The 22581-nt window shown below is 72.1% G+C and carries 16 protein-coding genes and 2 pseudogenes; 11 read left to right on the top strand and 7 right to left on the bottom strand.

All coding sequences use genetic code 11. The features are described 5' to 3' along the window. Window positions 1-47 precede the first annotated feature (47 nt). A pseudogene (locus QQK49_RS16620) lies at window positions 48-688 on the top strand (VOC family protein). Window positions 689-779: 91 nt separating this feature from the next. Here QQK49_RS16620 and QQK49_RS16615 read toward each other — a convergent pair. Together QQK49_RS16615 and QQK49_RS16610 are read right to left on the bottom strand one after the other, a co-directional pair. Beyond that, window positions 780-3545, bottom strand: a complete 2766-nt coding sequence (locus QQK49_RS16615) for a sugar-binding protein (protein WP_284304906.1) — start codon at window positions 3543-3545, stop codon at window positions 780-782. Window positions 3546-4202: 657 nt separating this feature from the next. Next, on the bottom strand, window positions 4203-5990 hold the full coding sequence (locus QQK49_RS16610; RefSeq protein WP_284305939.1) for an ABC transporter ATP-binding protein: 1788 nt from the start codon (window positions 5988-5990) through the stop codon (window positions 4203-4205). 387 nt (window positions 5991-6377) lie between these two features. Between QQK49_RS16610 and QQK49_RS16605 the strand changes: the two genes are divergently transcribed. Genes QQK49_RS16605 through QQK49_RS16580 form a run of 6 tightly spaced genes read left to right on the top strand, consistent with a single transcriptional unit; the run spans window position 6378 to window position 11850 of the window. Next, a complete protein-coding gene (locus QQK49_RS16605; protein WP_348536221.1) occupies window positions 6378-6995 on the top strand; it encodes a 2Fe-2S iron-sulfur cluster-binding protein in 618 nt (205 codons plus the stop codon). Continuing rightward, entirely contained in the window at window positions 6992-7834 is an 843-nt protein-coding gene (locus QQK49_RS16600) for an FAD binding domain-containing protein (protein WP_284304905.1), read from the top strand. Before QQK49_RS16605 ends, QQK49_RS16600 begins: the two co-directional genes overlap by 4 nt. Continuing rightward, entirely contained in the window at window positions 7735-8007 is a 273-nt protein-coding gene (locus QQK49_RS16595) for an FAD binding domain-containing protein (RefSeq protein ID WP_284304904.1), read from the top strand. Before QQK49_RS16600 ends, QQK49_RS16595 begins: the two co-directional genes overlap by 100 nt. Further along, window positions 8004-10094, top strand: coding sequence for a xanthine dehydrogenase family protein molybdopterin-binding subunit (locus QQK49_RS16590; RefSeq protein WP_284304903.1), 2091 nt, complete (start codon window positions 8004-8006; stop codon window positions 10092-10094). The genes QQK49_RS16595 and QQK49_RS16590 overlap by 4 nt, the downstream gene beginning before the upstream one ends. Further along, entirely contained in the window at window positions 10094-10837 is a 744-nt protein-coding gene (locus QQK49_RS16585; protein ID WP_284304902.1) for a nucleotidyltransferase family protein, read from the top strand. Before QQK49_RS16590 ends, QQK49_RS16585 begins: the two co-directional genes overlap by 1 nt. Then, window positions 10834-11850, top strand: coding sequence for an XdhC family protein (locus QQK49_RS16580; protein WP_284304901.1), 1017 nt, complete (start codon window positions 10834-10836; stop codon window positions 11848-11850). The genes QQK49_RS16585 and QQK49_RS16580 overlap by 4 nt, the downstream gene beginning before the upstream one ends. Before the next feature lie 82 nt (window positions 11851-11932). Here QQK49_RS16580 and QQK49_RS16575 read toward each other — a convergent pair whose 3' ends face one another. The 4 genes from QQK49_RS16575 to QQK49_RS16560 form a co-directional block, all read right to left on the bottom strand. Beyond that, window positions 11933-13663: a hypothetical protein gene (locus tag QQK49_RS16575; protein ID WP_284304900.1), complete on the bottom strand. Its 1731-nt coding sequence runs from the start codon at window positions 13661-13663 to the stop codon at window positions 11933-11935. A gap of 53 nt (window positions 13664-13716) precedes the next feature. After that, a complete protein-coding gene (purB, locus tag QQK49_RS16570; protein WP_284304899.1) occupies window positions 13717-15126 on the bottom strand; it encodes an adenylosuccinate lyase in 1410 nt (469 codons plus the stop codon). A 78-nt stretch (window positions 15127-15204) separates the two neighbouring features. Continuing rightward, on the bottom strand, window positions 15205-15702 hold the full coding sequence (locus QQK49_RS16565) for a low molecular weight protein-tyrosine-phosphatase (RefSeq protein WP_284304898.1): 498 nt from the start codon (window positions 15700-15702) through the stop codon (window positions 15205-15207). A 1-nt stretch (window position 15703) separates the two neighbouring features. Beyond that, window positions 15704-15928 carry a hypothetical protein gene (locus QQK49_RS16560; RefSeq protein ID WP_284304897.1) on the bottom strand — a complete coding sequence of 75 codons (225 nt, stop codon included), beginning with the start codon at window positions 15926-15928 and terminating at the stop codon, window positions 15704-15706. A 127-nt stretch (window positions 15929-16055) separates the two neighbouring features. On the opposite strand from QQK49_RS16560, the pseudogene QQK49_RS16555 reads away from it, so the two are divergent. After that, window positions 16056-17815: pseudogene (locus QQK49_RS16555) on the top strand (alpha/beta hydrolase). Window positions 17816-17995: 180 nt separating this feature from the next. Next, the gene (locus QQK49_RS16550) at window positions 17996-19402 is read left to right on the top strand and encodes an HNH endonuclease signature motif containing protein (protein WP_284304895.1); all 1407 of its coding nucleotides are present in this window, start codon (window positions 17996-17998) and stop codon (window positions 19400-19402) included. A 45-nt stretch (window positions 19403-19447) separates the two neighbouring features. On the opposite strand, the gene QQK49_RS16545 is transcribed toward QQK49_RS16550, so the two are convergent. Then, the gene (locus QQK49_RS16545; protein WP_284304894.1) at window positions 19448-20278 is read right to left on the bottom strand and encodes an N-acetylmuramoyl-L-alanine amidase; all 831 of its coding nucleotides are present in this window, start codon (window positions 20276-20278) and stop codon (window positions 19448-19450) included. A 435-nt stretch (window positions 20279-20713) separates the two neighbouring features. Between QQK49_RS16545 and QQK49_RS16540 the strand changes: the two genes are divergently transcribed. Together QQK49_RS16540 and QQK49_RS16535 are read left to right on the top strand one after the other, a co-directional pair. Then, window positions 20714-22363: an alkaline phosphatase D family protein gene (locus QQK49_RS16540; protein WP_284304893.1), complete on the top strand. Its 1650-nt coding sequence runs from the start codon at window positions 20714-20716 to the stop codon at window positions 22361-22363. Further along, window positions 22279-22560: a hypothetical protein gene (locus QQK49_RS16535; protein WP_284304892.1), complete on the top strand. Its 282-nt coding sequence runs from the start codon at window positions 22279-22281 to the stop codon at window positions 22558-22560. The genes QQK49_RS16540 and QQK49_RS16535 overlap by 85 nt, the downstream gene beginning before the upstream one ends. Window positions 22561-22581 lie beyond the last annotated feature (21 nt).

The following is a 22581-nucleotide window of genomic DNA, read 5'->3' as shown; positions in this document are numbered from 1 at the left end:
GACGGTGCGTCACGAGGCATGGTGTGTCCTGTGCCACGATATGGCCCATGCGAGTAGATCACGTCTCTTACGCCGCGGAACACGACGGCGTGCGCGCGACGGCCGACCGATTGGCCGAGAAGCTCGGAGTCCGCGCCGTCAAGGGGGCGTCCACCCCAGCTTCGGCACCCGCAACATCGTCCTGCCACTGGCGCACGAACGGTACGTCGAGGTCGTGGAGGTGCTCGACCACCCGGCGTCGGACAAGGCGCCGTTCGGGCAGGCCGTCCGTGCCGCCACCGAACGTGGTGGTGGCTGGATGGGGTGGGTCATCCGGGTCGAGGACATCGCCCCGCTGGTGACGCGCCTGGAACGCGAACCGGTCGACGGCCACCGGCGGTTTCCGGACAACCGGGTGCTCAAGTGGAAGCAGATCGGTGTCAAGGGGCTCATCAACGACCCGCAGCTACCCTTCTTCGTCTGTTACGAGAACCCCGAGCTGCACCCCTCCGGCGCGATCGGTGAGGCGCCCGAGGTGAACATCGCCGGGCTGACCATCGCCGGCGATCCCGACCGCGTGCGTGAGTGGCTGGGGCTCTCGCCGACGCAGACCTCCACGGTCATCGACTTCACCTTCATCGCCCCGCACGGCAACGCCGGACTGATGTCGGTCACCTTCGACACCCCGAACGGCCAGGTCGTCATCTGATCCGACCCGCCGACCCGCGACACGGACGGGGCGGAGGTGAGGCCGGTGTTCTCCGGCTCCACCTCCGCCCCGGTCGCGGTTCAGGCGGGTGCTACTTCACCGGGACGACCGAGGCGAGCGTGCCGCCGTCCTTGCCCTGCCACCCGAGGGTCACCGACACCGTGCCCGTCAATGCCCGGGTGGGCTTGACGTCGATGCGGCTGCGGCCGGGGAGCACCTTGACCACGCGGGTGCCGGCCGAGCCGGAGGCGTCGCGGATCGTGACATGCGCGGTGCCCTCGCCGCGGGCGCGGACCCACGTGCGGACGCTCGCCCCCTGGCGCGTGGCCCGCTCGGCCCAACCGGCCCTGCGGTCGGCGGTCCGGGCGAGGCCGCTGAGCTGCACGTTCGTGGCCGCCGCCTGCTCGATGGACTGAGGGGAGTCCAGTGAGCTGAGGGCCTCCAGCGGCATGATCGGCGCCGGGGCCTTGGCCGGGCGGCCGGCCGGCGGGCGGTACCCGTCGAGCTTGGCCTGGCCCCAGCGGTACGGGTCACCCTGGACCCCGCCCCAGACCGACCATCCGATCCGCGACTGGCCGACCTGGTCGGTGGTGTCGGAGTCGTAGGGCAGGATGTTCAGCCCCATCCGCTCGGGGTCGATCGCCCCGGGCAGCACCGACATCGGGATGGCGGCCTCCACGGTGTAGCCGGTGTAGGGGCTGGTGACCGTGCTCGCGACCTTCATGCCGGGGGCCGTCTTGTCCGCCGGACCCTGGTGGTTGTCCGCGTCGCGCAGGGCGCAGGCGGGGCCCTCCTTGGTCCACGGCAGGATCGCGGCCTTGAACGTCGAGGACGTGTTCTCGCTGTCGCCGCGCGGGTCGATCGCGATCTCGACGGCGTCGGTGCGCCACTGCCGCTTGCAGTCGGCCGTCGTCAGCGTCGCCCCCTTGGTGTCGTCCTTGACGGTGACGGCGACGAAGAGGGTGTCGTCGCGCCACGTGAGGCGGGCGGTCGCGGAGCAGTCCTGGGCCGACGTGCAGTCCTCGCCCTCCCACTTGCGCGAGACGTCGAGGGCGGTGCCGGGGTACTCGCCGTCGGTGATCTTGCCGTCGACGACCGGCGCGTTCGTCGCCTTGCCGATCGTGGTGGTGGGGACGAGTTCGAGGGCGTTGGTCGCCTTCGCCGTGGAGCGGCCGGTCCGAGCGGTGACCTCGTACAGGTGGTCACCGCCCTCGCCGCCGGCCATCGACGTCGGCATCGCGGCGTCCGTGCTGCGCACCTTCGCCTTGACGGTCGCGGTGCCGCGGGCAGGCACCGTCACGGCCGCCGACGAGCCCAGGTCGATGGCGAACCCCTTCGGTGCCTTGACCGTGAGCGTGGTGCGCTGCGCCGTGGCCGTGTGGTTCGTCAGGACGTACTCGATGTCGCGGCTGCCGCCGACCGGGATGGTCAGCGCCGGGGTGACGAGGTCGGTGAACTCCTCGATCCCCTGCTGCTTGGTCCACTCCGCGTAGTCCGCGACCTGGGGGAGGAGCTGCTGGTGCGCGGTCACGGGCGCGCTGACGAGCACCGGCGCGTCGGCGTAGCCCGACCCCGACCGCGAGCTCAGGTGCGCGGCGAGACGGACCCGCTCACCCGGCGCGGCCTCGGCCGACGGGACGACCGTGAACGTCGCCACCCCCGTCGCTCCCTTGCGCAGCGTGCCGATGGTGCCGCGTCCCTGGACCTTCCATCCGGACGGCGCGGCGAGCTTCACCCGCACGCCGGCCAGCGAGCTGCGGGCGGGCGCCGTCACGGGCACCTTCACCGTCAGGGGCACACCGGGCAGGGCGCGGGTGGTGGAGGTGCGCACCTCCAGTCCGGTGCCCGTGGGCACGCTGCCACGGGAGCGCGTCAGGGCTCCCGCGAGCGCGCCGTCGGCGGCATTCGCCGCGGGAGTCTTCGGCGCCGGGAAGGCGACCCGTGAGGCGACCTGGGTGAAGATGTCGCAGCCGAGCGCGGCGGGGTCGGTCGGCACGTCGGGGAATCCGGCCCATCCCTGGCTGCGGTACTCCCGCTGCGCGTCGCGCTCGACCGCCGCCCACGTGCGTCCGTCGGGGGCCTGGTGGCCGCCCCACACGCCGAACACGTTCTGGGTGGGGTCCTTCGGAGCGAACCCCGCGGCGCACTCGGGCCCGTCGGCCTGGGTGCCCCACGCGCTGCGCAGCAGCAGACGCGAGGGCGCGAACGGCTTGAGGCCCTCCTTGGTGAGCTGCTCCGGGAAGGCGGAGGGGTCCGCGGCGGCCGCGTACGCCTCGACCGCGATGCGGGCGGCCTCCTGGTGGTGACCGTGCTGGCCGGGCGAGGGCGCGGGATTCATCGTGAGGAGGACCTCGGGCCGGGTCTGCCGGATGATGCGGACGGTCTTGGCGAGGACGTCCTGATGACCCCACGTCTGCCGCGTCAACGGTTGGGAGACGGTGTAGTAGAAGTCGACGTCGTCGAGGTTGTAGACGTCGGTGATCCCGGCCTTGCCGACCGCGCGGCGCTCCTCGGCCTCACGGATCAGACCCAGTGCGGGCCCCTCCTCCGGGCCGACGGCGTTGCCACCGCCCTCACCTCGGGTGACGGTGATGACCCCCGTCCGCACCCCGTAGGCCGACTTCCAGTGGCCGAGGGTCGACAGAGTGCCCGCCTCGTCGTCGGGGTGCGCGCCGATGAACAACGCGCCCAGATCCACCGGCTTTCCCGCCGACGTCGTCGCGTCCGGCGGGCGCGGCGCGGCGGGTGCGGCGGGTGCGGTCGGCGCGGCCACGGCGGGGCCGAGCGCGAGAGGCATACCGGCCACGAGCAGCGCCAGCGTCGTGGTGGAACGGCCGGGCAGAGGTGAGCGGGCCATGTGTGACTCCTTCGAGGCAACCGGGTACCACGAGGGGGCCGGGTGCCACCCGCGATCCGGTGCCCCAAACCTAGGCGCGTCCGAACCGAACGTGAAGGGATGCAGGAGAACTCCTTTCCCGTCCTTTCCGTGACCGGGCGGCTGCACGATCGGGCCGACGACACGCCCGTGTCGGCCGGCCGAGGTGCGCACCTGCGCGCTGGGGCCGGTCGGGGTTCGCGTGTCGTCGGCCGGATCGTGCACGGAGTCCAGAGCCTGTGGATGACTCGCGCGGCCCTCTCGCCCTTCGCGGCAGGGTGCCTCGCATGACATCGCGCGCGCACGCACCGCAGAGCACGTTCGACGGGCCGTTCCTGAGGCAGGACGGGTTGCGAGTGGTTCGACGGGGCAGGCCGGCGGCTCGTCGTGCTCCGCGCCGACGACGTCTACGCGACCCCATGGAACACCGTCGCGCGGATCCTCGATGCGATGCGCCCGCGCGGCTACGACAAGCCCCGCCGCCATCCACCTGCGGCCTTCCGGGCGGCCTTTCCCGGCCATCGCCGGAGCGCCGCGTGACGACGGCCCGCACCGTGCGCGATCCGGCCGCCGCCACGCCGGACCGCCCCGGCTCCCTCGTGCTTGTGCGCGCCTGAGCCGACGTGGGCGGGGGTGTCCTCAGCGGGAGGTCTGGTAGGCGTTGAGGTAGGAGTCCTCGCCTCGGCGCTGGAGGGCGAGGAGTTCGCCGTAGACCCCTCCGGTCTTGGCGAGTTCGGCCGGGGTGCCGATCTCGTCGACGTGCCCCTCCTTGAGGGTGACGATGCGGTCGACGGTGGCGATCGTCGAGAGCCGGTGGGCGATGACCAGCGAGGTCCGCCCCGCCATGAGCTCCTCCAGACCCTCCTGCACGGCCCGCTCCGAGCGGGTGTCCAGGGCGCTGGTCGCCTCGTCCAGCACGAGCACCGAGGCGTCCTTGAGCATGGCTCGCGCCACCGAGATCCGCTGCTTCTGGCCGCCGGAGAGCTTGAGACCACGCTCGCCGATGAGGGCGTCGTAGCCACCGTCGAGACGCTCGACGAACTCGCCCGCGTTGGCCCGCCGCGCCGCGAGGGCGACCTCGTCCTGCGAGGCGTCGGGCAGCCCGTAGCGGATGTTCTCCCCGACCGTGTCGGAGAACAACGAGGCGTCCTGGAACACGATCGACACCCGGCGCCGCAGCTCGTCGTGGGGCATGGCGGCGATGTCGATGCCGTCGATGCGGATGTGCCCCGACCGCAGCGGGTAGAGGCCCAGCAGCAGGTTGACCAGCGTCGTCTTACCGCCGCCGGACTCGCTGACGAGGGCCACCCGCTCCCCGGGACGCACGTCGAACGTCACGTCGGTGAGCACGTCCGGGCCGTCGCCGTAGCCGAAGCGCACGTCGTCGAACTCGAGCACCGGGGCGTCCTCGGGGCGAGCCGGAAGCTCCGGCATCCCGTCCGGGGTCGGGACCTCGACCTCCCGCATCACCCGGAAGTAGTCCCGGGAGCCCGCGACGGCGCGCTGGGCGGTGTCGAGCACCCAACTCATCATCTCCACGGGGGTGCGGGCCATCGTGATGAGTTGGATGAGCAGCACCATCTGACCGACACTGAACTCGCCCTCGAGGGTGCGCCAGAAGATGAGCAGGTACATCGCGGCGAACACGACGTTGAGCACGCCACGGCGCAGGACATCCATGGTGTGCCAGTGGCGCGACTGCTCCCGCGTGGTGTCGTGCGTGCGCTCGAAATGATCGGTGAACGTGTGCAGTTCGTGGCGTTCGCGCACGAACGAGCGGACGACCCGGATCTGCCCGACCACCTCGGCGAAGCGGCCGCCGGCGCTGTCGATGTGGTGGTTCTTGTCGGCCTCCAGGCGCTGCCACTTGCGTGAGGTGAGGCCCGTGAGCCACACGTACACGGGGAACACGACGGCCAGCAGTACGGCCAACGGCCAGTAGTAGATCGCGCTGATCACGAGCACCGCCACCGTCTGCAGCAGCATCGAGAAGAAGGTGTTCGACATCGACTTCATGAAGTTCGACACCTCGGTGATCGACCGGTTGAGGCGCGAGACGATCGAGCCGGTCATCTCGCTGTCGAACCAGTCCTGCGGCAGGCGCAGGAGCTTGTCGAGGTAGCGCGTCGACAGCAGCGCCCGGATGCGGTTGGACAGGACGTCACCGGTGTAGCCGCCGAGGTTGTGCATGACGGTCGAGACGAGTTCCATCACGAGGATGGCGAGGGCCAGCATCGCCAGGGTCGGCAGCACGCCGACGCCGGAGCCGGAGTTGACGGCATCGACGATGGTGTCGGTCGCGTGGCCGATGAGGAACGGCGTCGCCAGTCCGGCACCCGCCGTGACCAGGGCGCAGACGATGACGCCGAGGTAGTAGCGCCGCAGCTCGGAGGTGAAGCGGACGATGGCCACGAGCGAGGCGAGCATCCCCTCCTCGGAGGAGCGGGTCTCGCTCTCGTGGCTGCCGGAGCGTGGTGAGTCGGTCATGGAAGTCCTCGCGCAGACGGGAAGCTGGTGGGCGGCAAGGCGCCCGGGCGGGGGTGGCCCCACCGGGGCGGAGCGTCGGAGGCCACCGCCGTGATCGTGTCGGTCAACGGCGGCGGGACCGGGGGCATTCCGGGGCTCATCGCCCCGCGAGGATCCTGCCATGGCCTGCCCCGCGCGAGAGGACCGCGGCCGGCGGTGGGCGTGGCTCGCCCCATGCTGATTCCCGCGTCGTGGAGTGCCGCCCACGGCAGGGTTCTCGGGCGCGCGGAGACCGCGCTCTCCACGTAGCGTGAACGGAGTGGACACATCGGCCCGTGAGGAGACGCCGTGAATGCACCGGGCAGTTCCGACCCCCTGACGATCGGCCTCGCCGTCGACGGAGAACGTCGGCAGGTGGACGTCGAACCACGCACCACCTTGCTCGACGCGCTCCGGGAGCGACTGGGTGAGAACGCACCCAAGAAGGGCTGTGATCACGGCCAGTGCGGCTCGTGCACGGTGTTGATCGAGGGCCGGCGGCATCTGTCGTGCCTCACCCTCGCGATCCAGCACGATGGTGCGGAGGTGACCACGGCGGCGGGTCTCACCGACGAGGACGACCCGGACGGGTTGCACCCGATGCAGCGGGCGTTCGTGAGACGCGACGGGCTGCAGTGCGGCTACTGCACCCCGGGCCAGATCTGCGCGGCCCTGGGTGTCCTGGAGGAGCTCGCCGCCGGCCACCCCAGTCACGTGACCGCCGACCTCACCGGGCCGATCGAGCCCGACGAGGCAGAGATCCGTGAGCGGATGTCGGGCAACCTGTGCCGCTGCGGTGCCTATCCCAACATCGTCGACGCCGTCCGGGAGGTCGCCGGACACCCGCCACCCGACCGGGTGGCCGACGCCCTGGCCGCCACGGCGGGCCTCACCCAGACGGCAGACACGACGGAGGGCCGGTCATGAGGCCGTTCGCGTACGCCCGTCCCGCCACCCCGCAGGAGGCCGTCGACCTCGTCGCGGGCGACCCCGGCGCGGTCTATCTGGCCGGCGGTTCCAACCTTCTCGATCACCTCAAGCTCGGCATCGTCGCGCCGGATCGTCTCGTCGACGTCGGTCGGCTGGCTCTGGCCGACATCACCGAGACCGAGGAGGGCGGGCTGCGGATCGGTGCCGGGGTGCGCAACAGCGACCTCGCCGCCCACCCGTGGGTGCGGCGTCACGCCCCGGTGCTGTCCCGGGCGCTGCTGGCCGGGGCCAGCGGTCAGATCCGCAACCAGGCCACGACCGGAGGGAACCTGCTCCAGCGCACCCGCTGCGTGTATTTCCAGGACGTCACGACCCCGTGCAACAAGCGGGAGCCCGGCAGCGGCTGCTCCGCGGACGACGAACGGGCCCACACCCACGACAACGCCGTCCTCGGCACCTCGCCCGCCTGTCGCGCGGTGCATCCGGGTGACATGTCGGTGGCCCTCGCCGTGCTCGACGCGCAGGTCGTCGTCCTGGGCGTCGACGGCGAACGTCGTCTCGGCCTGGAGGAGTTCTACCGGCTGCCCGGGGACGACGCCGCGTCGGACACGACGTTGCGGCACGGCGACCTCGTCACCGCGGTCGAGCTGCCGGCCCCCTCGAGGGGGCGGCGCAGACCTACCACAAGGTGCGCGACCGGGCGTCCTACGCGTTCGCGCTGGTCTCCGTCGCGGCGGTGCTCGGGATCCGCGACGGTCGGGTCGATCGGGTGCGCCTCGCGTGGGGCGGGGTGGCTCACCGGCCGTGGCGGGCACGGTCCGTCGAGGAGGCGCTGACCGGCATCGAGGTGGGTGGGCTCACCGAGACGACGGTGCGTGAGGCGTGCGCAGCCGAACTCGGGCAGGCCCACACCCAGGAGGGGAACCGGTTCAAACCGGCCATGGTGACGGGCACGACCGCCATGGTCCTGCTCGGGCTGGCCGAGCAGTCGCAGGAGGTGGCGTCATGAGCCAGAGCACCGAGCCGTCGCCGCAGGCTCCTCGTTCCATGGGGACCGACGTGGACCGCCGTGACGCCGCGCTGAAGGTGCGCGGGCGGGCGACCTACGCCTTCGAGCAGGTCGTCGAGGGCGCGCTGTACGGACATCTCGTCACGGCGTCGGTGCCGCGGGGCACGATCACCGCGATCGACACCACCGACGCGCTCGCCGCCCCGGGAGTGCACTCCGTGGTCCACCACGAGAACGCACCCCGGCTCGCAGACCGCGAGGACCGGGAGTTCGACGTGCTCCAGGACGACGTCGTCGACTTCCATGGCCAGATCGTGGGTGTCGTCCTCGCGGACTCACCGGAGGCCGCCCGCCACGGCGCCTCCCTCGTGCAGGTGAGCTACACCGAGACCGAGTTCGTGGCGCAGATGCGCGACGACTCCCCGGTCACCGCGCCCGACGAGGTCATGCCCGGTACACCGACCGACACCGCCGAGGGCGATCTGGACGCGGCGATGGCCTCGGCGGCGATCCGCGTCGAGGAGACCTACCGCACCCCGCACGAGCACAACAACGCGATGGAGCCGCACGCCTACGTGGTGACGTGGCACGACGACGACGCGGTGACGGTCCACACCTCCACCCAGCACCCGCACGGCGCCGCCGAGCAGTACGCGACCTCGTTCGGGCTCGAACCCGGGGCGGTGCGCGTCGTCTCGCCGCATGTCGGTGGCGGGTTCGGTTCCAAGGGCCTGCCGCACGCGCCCGACATCGCCGCCGTGCTCGCGGCGCGCACGATTCCCGGTCGGACTCTCAAGCTGGCGGTCACGCGGCAGCAGATGTTCTCCCTGTGCGGGTACCGCGTGCCGACCGTCTCCCACATGCGGCTGGGCGCCGACGCCGACGGCGTTCTCGTCGCCTTCGAGCATGCGGTGCACCAGTCCTCCTCCCGCATCAAGGAGTTCGTCGAACAGACGGGGCTGCCGGCCCGCAGCCTGTATGCATCGGCGACCCGCAGGACGAGCCACCGGCTCACCGAACTCGACGTGGGCGTCCCCTCCTGGATGCGCGCGCCGGGCATGTTCCCCGGGGTCGCGGCCTGCGAGATGGCCATGGACGAACTCGCGGTCGCCGCCGGTCTGGACCCGATCGAGCTCCGACGGCGCAACGAGCCGGAGATCGACCCCGAGACCGGCCTGCCGTTCAGCGACCGCAGGCTGATCGAATGCCTGGAGTTCGGCGCCGAACGATTCGGCTGGTCGGAGCGGGCCGGCACCCCCGGCAGCCGCCTCGAGGGTGATTGGCGCATCGGGATGGGCGTGGCCACCGCCACCTACCCGGCCCATTCATCGCCGGGCAACGTGGCCCGGATCGGTTTCGACGACGGCCGTTACACCGTCGCCATCGCCGCCGCCGACCTCGGCACCGGGGCCCGCACGACCATCGGTCTCATCGCCGCCGACGCCCTGGGCGTGAGCCCGGAGGAGGTCGAGGTGCAGGTGGGCGACTCCGCACTACCGAAGGCCACCGTCGCCGGCGGGTCGACCGGGACCAGTTCATGGGGTTCGGCGGTCGTCGTGGCGGCCCGGGCGTTCCGCGACCAGCACGGCACCGACCCGGCTCCCGGCGCCACGACCACCGGAGCCGAGACGAAGGCCGAGGAACCCGAGTACGCCACGCATTCCTACGGCGCCCAGTTCGCCGAGGTGGCCGTCAACCGCTGGACCGGTGAGATCCGGGCCCGCCGGCTGCTGGGCGTGTTCTCCGCCGGACGCATCCTCAACCCCCGCGGTGCGCGCTCGCAGTTCATCGGCGGCATGATCATGGCCCTCGGCGCCGCGCTGCACGAGCAGGGCGTGCGCGATCCGCGGTTCGGTCACGTCGTCACCCAGGACCTCGCCACCTACCACGTGCCCACGCACGCCGACGTGCTCGACATCGACGCCCTGTGGCTGCCCGGCGCGGACGACTCCCTCAACCCCATGGGTGCGCGCGGCATCGGCGAGATCGGCATCACCGGTGTCGTTCCCGCCGTGGCCAACGCGGTGTTCGACGCCACCGGGGTCCGGGTCCGCTCGCTGCCGATCAGCCCGGGGGACCTGCTCTGATGCGCTCCGGCATCGCCGGTCTCGTCCTCGCGGCCGGGGCGGGACGACGGTGGATGGAGGCCACGGAGTCCGGGGTCGAGGACGGAACACCCGCCGACGACACGGCTGCGTCGCCGTCGCCGGAGGGAGGTCCCAAACTGCTGCTCACCGACGCCGAGGGGACGACCCTGCTCGCCCATGCGATCCGTTCGCTGACGGAGGCAGGCTGTGATCCGGTCCTCGTCGTCGTCGGCACACACGACGAACGGGTGCGGGCCGAGCTCCGGGCGATCGTCGACCGAGGCGCGGGGGCCGACCTCCGTCTGGTGGAGTGCCCGACCTGGGAACACGGTCTCGGGGAGTCCCTGCGGACGGGGTTGTCGGCGTTGCCCGGGGTGGTCGACGATCACCCCGGCACGGACGTCGACTCCGTGGTCATCACCCTCGCCGACCTCCCCGAGCAGGGGCCGGAGCTGGTCCGCAGGCTGCTGACGGCCGATCCTCGCGGCGAGGGGGCGCTGGCACGCACGACCTTCGCGGGGCGACCGGGTCATCCGGTGCTCCTCGGTCGCGATCGGTGGTCGGCCGCTGCCCGGCAGGCCCACGACGACGTGGGTGCGCGAGACCTGCTCCGGTCTCCCGGGACCGTGGTCGTGGAGTCCGGCGATCTGTCGTCGGGGACCGATGTCGACCATCCCGCCGACCTCGCGTCCGTTTCGGCGCGGTGGGGTGTGCGGAGTGCTCCGGCGAAGCTGGACGGATGAGCCGGGCCCTGGCCCAGGCCGTCACCTGGCTGGAGGACGGTGTCTGCGTGGCTCTGGTCGCTGTGACGGCGGTGGAGGGCTCGACCCCGCGGATGGTCGGGCCTGCCATGGCCGTGCATCCCGACGGATCCGCCGCGGGCTCGGTGTCGGTCGGCTGCGTCGACGGCGAGACCCATGCGCTGGCACTCGAGGCCCTCACCACGGGTCGACCCGTGCGACGCCGGTACCACGGCCCGTCCGAGAGCACCGACCCGGAGGCCGGAGACCACGACCTGCCGCCCGACCTGCTCGACCTCGCCCCGACGATCCTCTGTGGCGGGGCCATGACGGTCGAGGTCACCCCGCTTACCGCGGCCGACCTGCCCCGGTTGCGAGCGGCCCGGCAGGCGGCCGCGGACGCCCGCCCGCTCCTGCTCCTCTACGGCGCCGGTGAGGTGGCCGCCGATCTCACTCGTCTCGGGACAGCGGCGGGCCGGAGAGTCGTAGTCGTCGACCATCGGGCGGTCTTCGCCACGCCGCAGCGATTTCCGGAGGCCGACGAGGTCCGCGTCGCCCGTCCCCACCGGCACCTGCAGGAGCTGGTGGCGGCCGGACGGATCGGCGGCGACACCGCCGTGGTGGTGCTCGCCCACGACGCGCAGATCGAGGATCCCGTGATCGAGGTGGCGCTCGCGAGCGACGCCGGATACGTGGGTGTGCTCGGCTCACGGACGACGCACGAGCGGCGCCTCGAGCGGCTGGCGCCGCGGATCGACGTGGAGGCGCTCGCGCGACTGCACGGCCCGGCCGGGCTCGACCTCGGAGGAGTGACCAGCGCCGAGACCGCGCTGAGCATCCTCGCCGAGATCGTCGCCGTCTCCCGGGGCGGATCGGGATCGCCCCTGGTGGCGTCGACCGGCGCGATCCACCCCGGCCGCGGTGAGCATCGCGGTGCGCGGGGCGTGACCCGGCCGGGCGTGCCGCCGACCGACATCGGGCCCCACCCCGGTCCAGGGGCTGCGGCACGGCCCTGACGTCGGCGACCCGGCCGGCTCGCTCTCCCGGGCGGACATGATCGCCGCGGGCAGGTGCGCTGGGATGCCCCGTCGATGCGGGTCAGGCGTCCGCGTGCTCCCGGTCGAAGCTGCGGGGACGCAGGCCGTTGGCGGCGACGAGCAGCGGGAGGCCCGCGCCGACGACCGCGGCGACCGTCGGCTCGAGGATCGCGAGGGCGGCCAGGGGCAGCGTGATGAGGTGGACCACCGCGACGAGGACGAGGCCCTGCGTGGTCACCCGAGAGGCCTTGCGGGCCAACGCGAGAGCACGAACCGCTCCGGACAGGTCGGCGTGGGTGAGGCGGACGGTGGTCGAGCTGCTCGGGGTGTGCGGGTGCGGGCCGTCCTCGGTGCGCGCCGGTGCGTCGGTGAGGACGAACACGTCGGGGTCGTCCTCGGTGCCGTGCTCGCCGACGACCGCGACGGGGGCCAGCGCACGCAGGTCCTCGATCAGGGAACGCCAGGTCGTCCTCATCCCGGTCTGTCGGCCGGTGGTCGGGGGCGTGGTGGTCGCGGGGCCGGTCCTCGCATCGTCACCCGCAGCGTGGGCGTCGTCGGACACGACGTGCATGTCCTGATCGCGCAGTTCCAGCGCCGAGCCGACGTGCCGCAGCGCCACCTCGTCGGCGCATCCGAACACGGGGTCGATCTGGAGCGCCGACAACTCGGGCCAGTCCGCCAACGCCTCGGACCGCACCGTCGGGACGAGCTCGAACCCGGCGCGGGCGATGCCGCCCCACCCGACGAACAGGGTGCTGCCGCGGTCGAGCAGTTCGGTGGGAACCCGGTCGAAGGCGTCGGCGGTGCCGAGGGTGACGACGGTGTCCTTGATGCGGCCGCGGCGGGTGGGGCCGTTGCCGTCGATCGGTTCGGCCGGTCGGAGCGCGAGGGCGCGATCGCGGGCCGCCCCGACGAGTGCGGCGTGGGCGGGGTGTGTGCCGCCGTCGTCGGCGACGCTGGCCGCGGCCTGCAGCGCCGCCGTCGCCTGCAGTCGTCCGAGCGTGTGCACGCCGACCAGTCGGGGACGCGGATCGGTGACCACGCCGATCGGGTCGAGCGCCAGGTGCCGCACGCGGGCCAGGCGCAACAGATCGACGTCGCCGTAGCGGATGCCGAGCTCACGACCCCGGTCTCGGGCCGCCCGCGTGGGCAGGACCCTGGCCAGCCAGAACGCCGCCGGCGAGGCCACCAGCAGGATGGACAGGGCGGCGAAGGAGCCCTCGACGAACCCGAACCACGGCAGGTCGCCCATGCGCAGCAGAGTCCACCCCAGGACCACGAGGATCGCGAGGACACCGACCGCGGTCGGCAGCCACCGCAGTCCGACATCGACACGGGTCAGGAGTCCGCGGGGTTTCGCCGGATCCCCGGCGGGCAGCGTTCCCGGCGAGACGGCGCCCGGCACGACCCGGAGCACGGTGGTCAGCACCCGGGCGGCGACGAGGTGGGCCGCCGCGGCCAGGGCGATGGCCACGAAGCCGTCGATGATGCCGGCGAAGAAGAAGGTGACGGAGCTGAGGAGGGCGAGGACGCACGCCGCCGCCAACAGGGTGGCCCCACCGACCCGGCGCTGGGTCGTCAGCTCACGCCAGGCCCGCGCGAACGCCGGAGGGAGCCCGCACCCGACCGCCACCAGCGTCAACACCACGAGGACGACGATCAGCCAGATCGGGTCGAGCAGGTCGCCCAGCGGCGTGAGCAGGAGCGGGGTGAGGCCGCTGCAGATCACCGCGGCCCACCACCGCAGTGGAGGGATCGTGTCGTCGACCGGGGCCCAGGCCGCCGTACTCATCTGCAGGTGCTCCTCGCGATGTCGTGTCGGTCAGGGTCGGTCGGGCCGCGGCGTCAGAGGTGACGCCGGGCGAGCTCGGGCGCGAGCCCGACGTAGGTCTGCGGGGTGAGGTCGAGCATCCGCTGTTCGACCTCGGTGGGAAGTCCGAGACCGCGGACGAACTCGCGCAGGTCGTCGCCGTCGATGCGGCGTCCGCGCGTGAGCTCCTTGAGGCGCTCGTAGGGGTTCTCCATCCCGCCGAAGCCCTGCGCGCCGAGTGCCCGCATCGCCGACTGGATGGGCTCGCCGAGCACCTCCCAGTTTCCGTCGAGGTCGGCCGCCATCTGCGCGGGCACCGCGTCGAGACCGGCCAGGCCGCGGCACACGTTGTCGAGCGCGAGCATGCCGTGACCGAACGCGGTGCCGATGTTGCGCTGCATCGAGGAGTCGGTGAGGTCGCGCTGCATGCGCGACTGCACCAGCGTCGAGGACAGCACGTCGAACAGGGCGTTGCTCACCTCGAGGTTGGCCTCGGCGTTCTCGAAGCGGATGGGGTTGACCTTGTGCGGCATGGTGCTCGACCCGACCGTGCCCTGGCCGCGCACCTGCGCGAAGTACCCGAGGGAGATGTAGGTCCACACGTCGGTGCAGAGGTTGTGCAGGATCCGGTTGAACCGGGCGACGTCGGAGTACAGCTCGGCCTGCCAGTCGTGACTCTCGATCTGGGTGGTCAGCGGGTTCCACGTGAGGCCGAGGCGATCGGTGACGAAGGTGTTGCTGATCGCCGGCCAGTTCGCCTCGGGCACGGCGGCGACGTGCGCGCCGTAGGTGCCGGTGGCGCCGTTGAGCTTGCCGAGGAAGTCGGTGGCGGCGACGCGGCGGACCTGACGGCGCAGGCGGTGGACGGAGACGGCGAGTTCTTTGCCGAGGGTCGTGGGGGTGGCCGCCTGACCGTGGGTGCGCGAGAGCATCGGCACCTCGGCGTGCTCGGCGGCCAGGGCGGCGAGCTGCTCGAGCAGGTCCTCGGCCTTGGGCAGCCAGACGGTCTGCACGGCGCCCTTGACCATGAGGGCGTAGCAGAGGTTGTTGATGTCCTCGCTGGTGCAGCAGAAGTGGACGAGTTCGGCCAGCTGCTCGGAGTCCTCGCCGAGGATGTCGGGCATGCGGCGCTTGAGGTAGTACTCGACGGCCTTGACGTCGTGGACCGTCTCGCGCTCGATCTCGGCGAGTTCGGCGATGTCGTCGGCGCCGAACTCGGCGACGATGGCGCGGAGCCGGGCGATCTCGGTCTCGGTGAGCTGCCGGACCCCGGGGACGACCCGCCGGTCGGTGAGGTGGATGAGCCACTCGATCTCGACGTGCACGCGCGCCCGGTTGAGGGCCGCCTCACTGAGGTGGTCGACCAGCGGCGCGACGGCGGCGCGGTACCGGCCGTCGAGGGCACCGAGGGCGATCGGAGGGGTGATGTCGGCGAGGGAACCCATGCCCGGCATTCTGTCACCCCCACCGACAGCCCTGGCCCGCCCGACCCGAAGGGGGATCCGCAGGTGGGCGCCGTCAGATCAGCGCAGCGTCGTCTCGAGGTGGGCGACCACGCCGTCGCAGGCGGCCTCGACCTCGCGCAGGCATCGGTCGAAGCCGTCGTCGGCGCCGTAGTAGGGGTCGTCGACCTCGAGCGTGCCCGCCTCGACGGCCGCGGGGTCGAACGACCGCAGCAACCGGACGTGGGTGGTGTCGCCGGCGGCCGCCAGCGCGCGGATCGCCCGTAGATGACCCTCGTCGGCGACGAGGACGAGATCGCGCTCGTTCACCCAGGTCTCGCCGAACTGTTGCGCGCGGTGGGCCGATCCGTCGTAGCCGCCGGCCGTCAGGGCCGTGAGGGTGCGGGGATCGGCGCCGCCCCCGACGTGCCAGTCGCCGGTGCCGGCGGAGTCGACGACGACCCGGTCGCCGAGACCGGCCTCCTCCAGCTTGCGACGCAACACGACCTCACCCATCGGTGAGCGACAGATGTTGCCCGAGCAGACCACGCAGACGCGGTACGGCTCCGCACCGCTCACCTCAGGACTCCTCGCCGTGGGTGAGGGACCCGTCGGGTCGCCGTCGGATACGGGGGATGGGGCCGGTCAGATGGTTGCCCGGCGTGCCCCACGGAGCGGTGATCGTGCGCCACGAGGTGGAGACGTCGGGCTCCTGCGGGTCGCGCAGGGTGGACTCGTCGTCCGGTGCGGGATCGGCCGGCCGGTCGGCCGCCCCGTCGCGGGAAGAAGATTCGTGGTCGGACATGGCACCTCCAGCCATTGGGCTCAGACCACTGTGGCACACGCCCGAACCACGCGTGCACACCTCGGTGGGGGTGCTCGGTCTTCCCAGGCACTCCGGGCCGGCGTCGTAGAACCGCTCGGACGCGCCGATGCCACGTCCCGAACGGCGCGGATCGAAGAGCGCTCAGGTCTGTGATCTCCTGTGCGATCGTGAGGGAGTGAGCATCTCGGTCGCGGGGCGATCCTGCGTGGCGCTGCTGAGCAGCGCGTTGGCCCTGTCCGGTCTCGTCGTGCCCGCGGCGCAGGCGCCTGCAGCGGCGACTCCCGGATCGGCTCGCACGATGCCCGCGACGACGTCCGGTGCCCGCCCCGCCGTCACGGCGGCGGTCACTCCCGCGGCGGTGGCGACCCCCGGGGCGCCGGCAGCGGCGCCGGCGGCTCGGCGGGCGCCTCTCGTGTGGTCGCAGCGGACGTGCTCCTCCGACGTGCGCGACCTCGCCCGTGACCTGCCCCGACCCGCGCTCGTGGAGTGCACGACGATGCGCGTCCCGCTGGATCACGCCCGTCCGGCGAAGGGATCGATCACCCTCAAGGTGACCCGGGTGCGCAGTTCGGCGCCCGGGCGTTCCACCCGCACCCTGTTCGTCAACCCGGGTGGGCCGGGTGTGGCCGCCGACTGGATGGCCCCCGCGCTCGCCGCGCACGCCCCTGAGCTTCACCGCAGCCACGTCATCGTCGCCGTCGACCCGCGCGGCACCGGCGGCAGCACTCCGGCCGACTGCACGCTGGAGTCCGCCCCGGTGAGCGAGGTGCGCGACCCGGACGCCGCCGAGCTCAAAGCGCTGCAGGCCTCGATGGCGACCACGGTCAGCCGCTGCGTCGCCCGGCACGGCCGCCTCCTGCCGCACATCTCCACTGCGGCGACGGTGGCGGACATGGAGGCCGTCCGTGCCCGCCTCGGTGCGGGAACGGTCGACTGGTACGGGGTCTCGGCCGGAACGTGGCTGGGGGCGCGGTACGCCCAGACCCACCCGCGGCGGGTCGGGCGGATCGTGCTCGATTCCGTCGTCGACATCACGACCACGTGGCGGGGCAGCTTCGCCGAGCAGCCGCGCGGGTTCCAGCGCCGCTACACCCGCCAATTCGCGCCGTGGGTGGCACGGCACCACTCCGTGTACGGGTTGGGCGCCACGCCCGCCGCGGTCCTGGCCCGCATCGAGGCCATCCGCGGCCAGGCGGTGCGCGGAACGCTCGGCGCCGTGACGCCGGCCGACCTGGACGTGGTCATCGCCGACCGGCTCTATCACGACGCGTCGTTCATGCGCATGGCCGAAGACCTGTCCGTCCTCGCCGAGGGCGCAAGCGACGCCGAACTCGAGCAGTTGCGGCGTGAGGCGGAGACCGCGTTCGACAACGGGCAGGGGCCGCTGACCGCCGAGGACACCGTCTTCATGGCCGTGCAGTGCAACGACTTCGCGTGGAGCAGGTCGCAGTCCTCCTACGTCGAGGAGGGCCGGCGGCTCGGCAAGGCCTACCCCCTCATCGGGTGGACGTGGCTCACGAGCCCGTGCGCGACCTGGCCGTACCGTGCCAAGCCGCTCACGCCGATCCGCCGGCACTCCCTGCCGGCGGGGCTCATCCTCCAGAACGAACTCGACCCGGCCACGCCGTGGAGGGCGCCCGCCGGGTGTGGCGCTCGCAGAAGAACCTTCGGGTCGTCGCCGTGGACGACGAGGGCTCGCACGGAGTCCTCTTCGGCGGCAACGCCTGCGCGAGCCGACAGGCCACGACCTACCTCGCCAAGGGCGTCCTGCCCAAGGGCGACGTCATCTGCAAGGGACGTCCGCTGCCGGGCGAAGGCACGGTCCGCCCGGTGGGTCGCGTCCTGACCACGACGAACCTGGATTGACGGGCCCTGCGTCATATGCGTGATGCACATCACATCATTCGATGATTCTGAGAATGGCTGTGCCGCAACGAATCCCGTCGTCGAGCTGCAGTCTTCCCGCGCCTCTGAATGGTGTTGTGCCTCAGCGGTATTCGCCTGTGGACATCCTGTGGATAGAACGCGCGTTCGATAGAATCAGGCATGGCCATCGCACCTTTCCCGATCCCCGCCTCCGCGGGTGACGCGGCGCTCGCGCAGCTCGACGCCGCGCGCGAGCTCGTCGCGCAGATCGGTGATGGGTTGGCCTCGGTGGCCTCCGATGATCTGGCCCGGTTGGCCGCTGCTGCGGCGGGTGTGGTCGCCGTGGTTGAGGCTGCCCGGGCGGCCATCGTGTTGGAGGCATGCTCGCGGGGAGTGATCGCCGGTTCCGATCACCCGCGGACCAAGGCGTGGGTGGAGCAGACCTGCCGCGACGCCGAGGTGCCCGTCACGAGCGTGATGGCGCGGCAGTTGCAGGACGTCGCCCAGACCTGCACCGGCCATGACGTGACCGCGCTACGCGAGGCCGTGACCAACGGCCGGTTGCCGCTGGAGTCCGCGGCCGTGGTGGCCAAGGTGTACCGGCGCCTGCGGGCCAAGATCGAGCATCCCCATTGGGAGGAGCTGGCCGACATCCTCATCGGCTGGGCCGCCGAAGGCGCCCGCCCCTCCCAGCTGCACTCCCTGGAGGAGCGGATGATCGGCCAGTACGGCACCGCCGGCGCCCTGCAGGAGGAGCACGACCGCGCCTACCAGAACCGCCGGTTGACCGACTTCCGCACCACCCGCGACGGGATGCGCACCGCCACCCTCAAGCTCGACCCCGCCTCCGAAGCGACTCTCACCGCCGCGTTGCACGCACTGTCCAAGCCGCAACCCGGCGCCGAGGGGGAGCCCGACCTGCGTAGTGCCGGGCAGCGCCGTGCCGACGCGCTGCTGACCATCGCGGGAATGGCGACCATGCCCCAGCCGCAGGTGCCCGGCACCGGCGCCAAGGCCCGCATCACCGTGACCATGACCCTGGCCGACCTCCTTGGTGACCTCGCCGACTGTGATCAGGCCGGTGGCGTCGACGGCCGCGGAAGCGACGCGGCCGAGGGGGCCGACAGCCGAAACAGGGTCCGATTCGGCACGCGAGTTCGTTCCCGCGCCTGCGGGTACGCCGCTGCCGGGTTCGGGCAGACCCTGACCCCCGCCGAGGCCCGCATGCTGGCCTGCGACGCGCAGATCATTCCCACCGTGCTCGGCACCGACGGCGAGGTCCTCGACCTGGGCCGTGCTCATCGCACCGTCACCCCAGGTCAGAGCGCCGCACTCCACCAACGAGATCAGGGCTGCACCTATCCGGGATGCTCGATGCCTCCGCAATGGTGCGACGCCCACCACATCATCTACTGGCGCCACGGCGGACGAACCGACATGAAACACCTGGCCCTGCTCTGCCGACACCACCACACCGTGGTCCACCGGCACGACCACACCGCCACCGTCCACCCGGCCCGCGGCGTGCTCTGGACCCGGCACGACGGCACACCCATCGGCACCGGTCCGCGCCCTGCCCTGCCGTGACGTCGCCGCCGTGGCCAGTGGCCAGGAGTCGCGGAGTCCCCGGCGTCAGCGCTTCAGCGTCGCCACCGTGGCATCGGCGAGGGCGTTGGCGGCCTTGGTGCGGAACGAGGGGCTGGCGAGCATCGCCGCGTCGCGGGGGTGACGCATGTTGCCGGCCTCGAGCATGATCGCGGGGCGTCGGGAGAGGTTGAGGCCCGCGATGTCGCCGCGCGGGGTGATGGCGGTGCCGCGGCCGAGGTAGGTGGAGCGCGGCATCCCGGTGCGCGCGAACGCGGCTCGCACCTGGTGGGCGTAGCGGGTCGAGGCGTTCTGCACCGCGCGGCCGCCGGTCATCCGGGTGGAGGTGATGACGTGGAACCCGCGGGCCCGCGAGGAGGTGTTGCCGTCGGCGTGGATGGACAGCACGAGGTCGGCGCGCGCCCGGTTGCCGATGGCGGCACGCTCGTTCACGCACGGACCCACACCCCGGTCGTTCGGGCGCGTGAGGACGACGACCGCGCCACGTGCGCGCAGGGCGCGGGCCGTGCGGTTGGCGAGATCCCACGTGAAGGCGTGCTCGCTCGCCCCGCCGCGTGAGGCCGTCCCGCTCGTGTTGCACGCCTTCGTTCGTCCTCCACCCGCCGGGACGAGTCGCCGGTTGACGGCGGTCACCCGGCCGTTGTGACCCGGATCGACCACGATGGTGCGCCCGGCCAGCGGCCCACGCGAGGAGGTCGGCGCCAGGCGCACGCCACCCGTCGACGGTACGGCGTGCGGGTCGAGGCGGGCGGACGCAGCGATCGCAGCCGGCGCCGGGGTTTCGGGTGCGGTGAGCGGACCGAGGGTGAGCAGGGCCGTCGTCGTGGCGGCGACGACGAGACGGCGACGGGTGAACATGGGTCCTCCTGCGTGGTGGGGCTGACGAAGTCCCATCGGCGGCTCGGGAGCGGGACCGAACTGATCGTATGGTTCCGCTCGCCGGTGTTCGCCGAGCATCGCCTGCGCCATCGTGCAGGAGCGGGCCCGGCCCCGTGGCATCAGGATCCGGGAGGTCGGCACGGCCGGCGGACCTCGATCGCGAGAAGAACCGGCTGCTCAGCGCCTACCAGGGGGTTCGGCCGGCGACGGCGTGGGTCGCTGCGAGCATCGTGGTCGGAGCGAGTGAGCGTTCTCCCCTGGTGGCGTCAGATCGACGCGATGGGATGAGTCTGCTTGTCCCAGTGTCTATCTCGTAGGACGTGCCGCGAGTGTGCAGCCATCGCTGGTCCTCGCCGACGGCCGGGTCGAGGTGGTCGGGGAGATATCGGCGCCTCACCCCGGCACACTGGAGCGGTGAGTCAACTCCTTCTCGGTCCGATGCTCCGTCACGTGGACTCCTCGACCGCCGCGGTCTGGGTGCAGACCGATGACGCGTGCGAGGTCGAAGTCCGCGTCGACGGCATCGACCGCACGTGGAGCGCCCCCACCTTCGCGGTTCACGGATACCACTACGCGCTGGTCGAGGTCGAGGGCCTCGAATCGGGGCGCACGTATCCGTATTCCGTCACCGTCGACGGGCGCCATGCCTGGCCGGAGGACGACGACGTCCGCCCGCCCGGCACGATCCGCACCTTCGGCGAGAGTCCGCTGACGTTCGCGTTCGGCTCGTGCCGCGAGAGCGTGCCGCACGACGCGAAGCACAACGCCAGCCACGGCGTCGACGCCCTGCGCACCCTCGGACTCTCCCTGGCCGAGGGTGACCCCGAGGACATCCCGGACGTGCTGTTCCTCCTCGGCGACCAGGTGTACGCCGACATCACCAGCGACGAGATGCGCGAGTTCATCGCCTCCCGCCGCAGCCTGGACGACGGGCCGGGTGAGGAGCTGCGCGACTACGTCGAGTACGAGCACCTCTACCGGTTGGCGTGGAGCGAGCCGCACCTGCGGTGGGTGTTCGCCACCCTGCCGAGCTCGATGATCTTCGACGACCACGACATCCGCGACGACTGGAACACCTCGGCGGCGTGGCGGAAGGAGATGGCGGGCACGCCCTGGTGGCAGGAGCGCATCGTCGCCGGGCTCGGCTCGTACTGGGTCTACCAGCACCTGGGCAACCTCTCGATCGACGAACGCGCCGAGGACCCGCTGTGGCGCGAACTCGTGGCACGCCGCGAACGCGACGGGGGCACGGAGGTCGATCTCACCGACGTCGTCGACGACTTCGCCGCCCGGGTGAACGAGGAGCCGGACTGCTACCGCTTCAGCTATTCGCGCGAGGTCAAGGGCAGCCGGGTCATCGTCGTCGATTCCCGCGCGGCCCGTGTCGTCGAGGACGGCGAGCGCGCCATGCTCGACGACGCGGAGACGGCCTGGTTGGACGAGCAGATGCGGGGCGAGTTCGAGCACGTCTTCGTCGGCACGTCGCTGCCGTTCCTCCTCACCCCCGGGTTGCACCACGTCGAGGCCTTCAACGAGGCACTGGCCGAGGGTGCCTACGGGCCGCTGCTGGTCAAGCCGGCGGAATGGCTGCGGCAGACCGTGGACCTCGAGCACTGGGCGGCGTTCAACCGCAGCTTCGAGCGCGTCGCGGCGATGGCCACCGACGTCGCCGACGGCAACCGCGGTGAGCCGCCCCGCACCGTCACGTTCCTCTCCGGCGACGTGCACAACAGTTACGTGTCCGAGGTGGTGCGCCAAGGCGGTTCGCAGGTGCTGCAGCTCGTGTGCTCACCGATCCGCAACCCGCTGCCCCGGTTCATCCGGTGGATGACGGCCACCCTCGGCCTCGCGCTCGCGGAGCCGATGACGCGGCTGCTCGTCGCCTTCCCCGGGTGCCGCAGCCGCCGTTCCAGTGGCGCGGGACCCACGGGCCGTGGTTCGACAACACGATCGCGGTGGTCTCGGTCGACGGTGACGACATGCGGGTGCGGTGGTTCCACGGCGAGGTCGGCGGCGACGACCAGGACAACCCGCGACTGTGTGTCACGGCCGACGTCTCGCTGAAGACCCCGCGCCCCACGGGCGGGGAGCCGGCCGGAGCCACCCGCGAGCCCGAGCGTGCCGCACGGCCCGGGCTCCGCGCCCTGGTGCGCCGGTTCCCGATCCGGCGCGTGCACATCGACCGGTCGACGATCGACCGAGCGCGGTACTTCGCCGGACGCATCGGACGTTCGGTCCACCGGCACCTGCCGCGGCGCTGACGCCGGCCGACGGCCCCGGGT

Source organism: Mobilicoccus caccae (genome assembly GCF_030161635.1).
Taxonomy (GTDB): Bacteria; Actinomycetota; Actinomycetes; order Actinomycetales; family Dermatophilaceae; genus Mobilicoccus; species Mobilicoccus caccae.
The sequence above is the reverse complement of the archived record's forward strand: the minus strand, read 5'-3'. Positions and strand labels throughout refer to the sequence as shown.

Coding starts and splice junctions, on each gene's coding strand:
- purB (WP_284304899.1), bottom strand. CDS start 15,126: ATGGGTTCCCTCGCCGACATCACCCCTCCGATCGCCCTCGGTGCCCTC.
- QQK49_RS16560 (WP_284304897.1), bottom strand. CDS start 15,928: ATGTCCGACCACGAATCTTCTTCCCGCGACGGGGCGGCCGACCGGCCG.
- QQK49_RS16615 (WP_284304906.1), bottom strand. CDS start 3,545: ATGGCCCGCTCACCTCTGCCCGGCCGTTCCACCACGACGCTGGCGCTG.
- QQK49_RS16580 (WP_284304901.1), top strand. CDS start 10,834: ATGAGCCGGGCCCTGGCCCAGGCCGTCACCTGGCTGGAGGACGGTGTC.
- QQK49_RS16545 (WP_284304894.1), bottom strand. CDS start 20,278: ATGTTCACCCGTCGCCGTCTCGTCGTCGCCGCCACGACGACGGCCCTG.
- QQK49_RS16550 (WP_284304895.1), top strand. CDS start 17,996: ATGGCCATCGCACCTTTCCCGATCCCCGCCTCCGCGGGTGACGCGGCG.
- QQK49_RS16535 (WP_284304892.1), top strand. CDS start 22,279: ATGCGGGTGCGGTGGTTCCACGGCGAGGTCGGCGGCGACGACCAGGAC.
- QQK49_RS16575 (WP_284304900.1), bottom strand. CDS start 13,663: ATGAGTACGGCGGCCTGGGCCCCGGTCGACGACACGATCCCTCCACTG.
- QQK49_RS16585 (WP_284304902.1), top strand. CDS start 10,094: ATGCGCTCCGGCATCGCCGGTCTCGTCCTCGCGGCCGGGGCGGGACGA.
- QQK49_RS16610 (WP_284305939.1), bottom strand. CDS start 5,990: ATGCTCGCCTCGCTCGTGGCCATCGTCCGCTTCACCTCCGAGCTGCGG.
- QQK49_RS16590 (WP_284304903.1), top strand. CDS start 8,004: ATGAGCCAGAGCACCGAGCCGTCGCCGCAGGCTCCTCGTTCCATGGGG.
- QQK49_RS16600 (WP_284304905.1), top strand. CDS start 6,992: ATGAGGCCGTTCGCGTACGCCCGTCCCGCCACCCCGCAGGAGGCCGTC.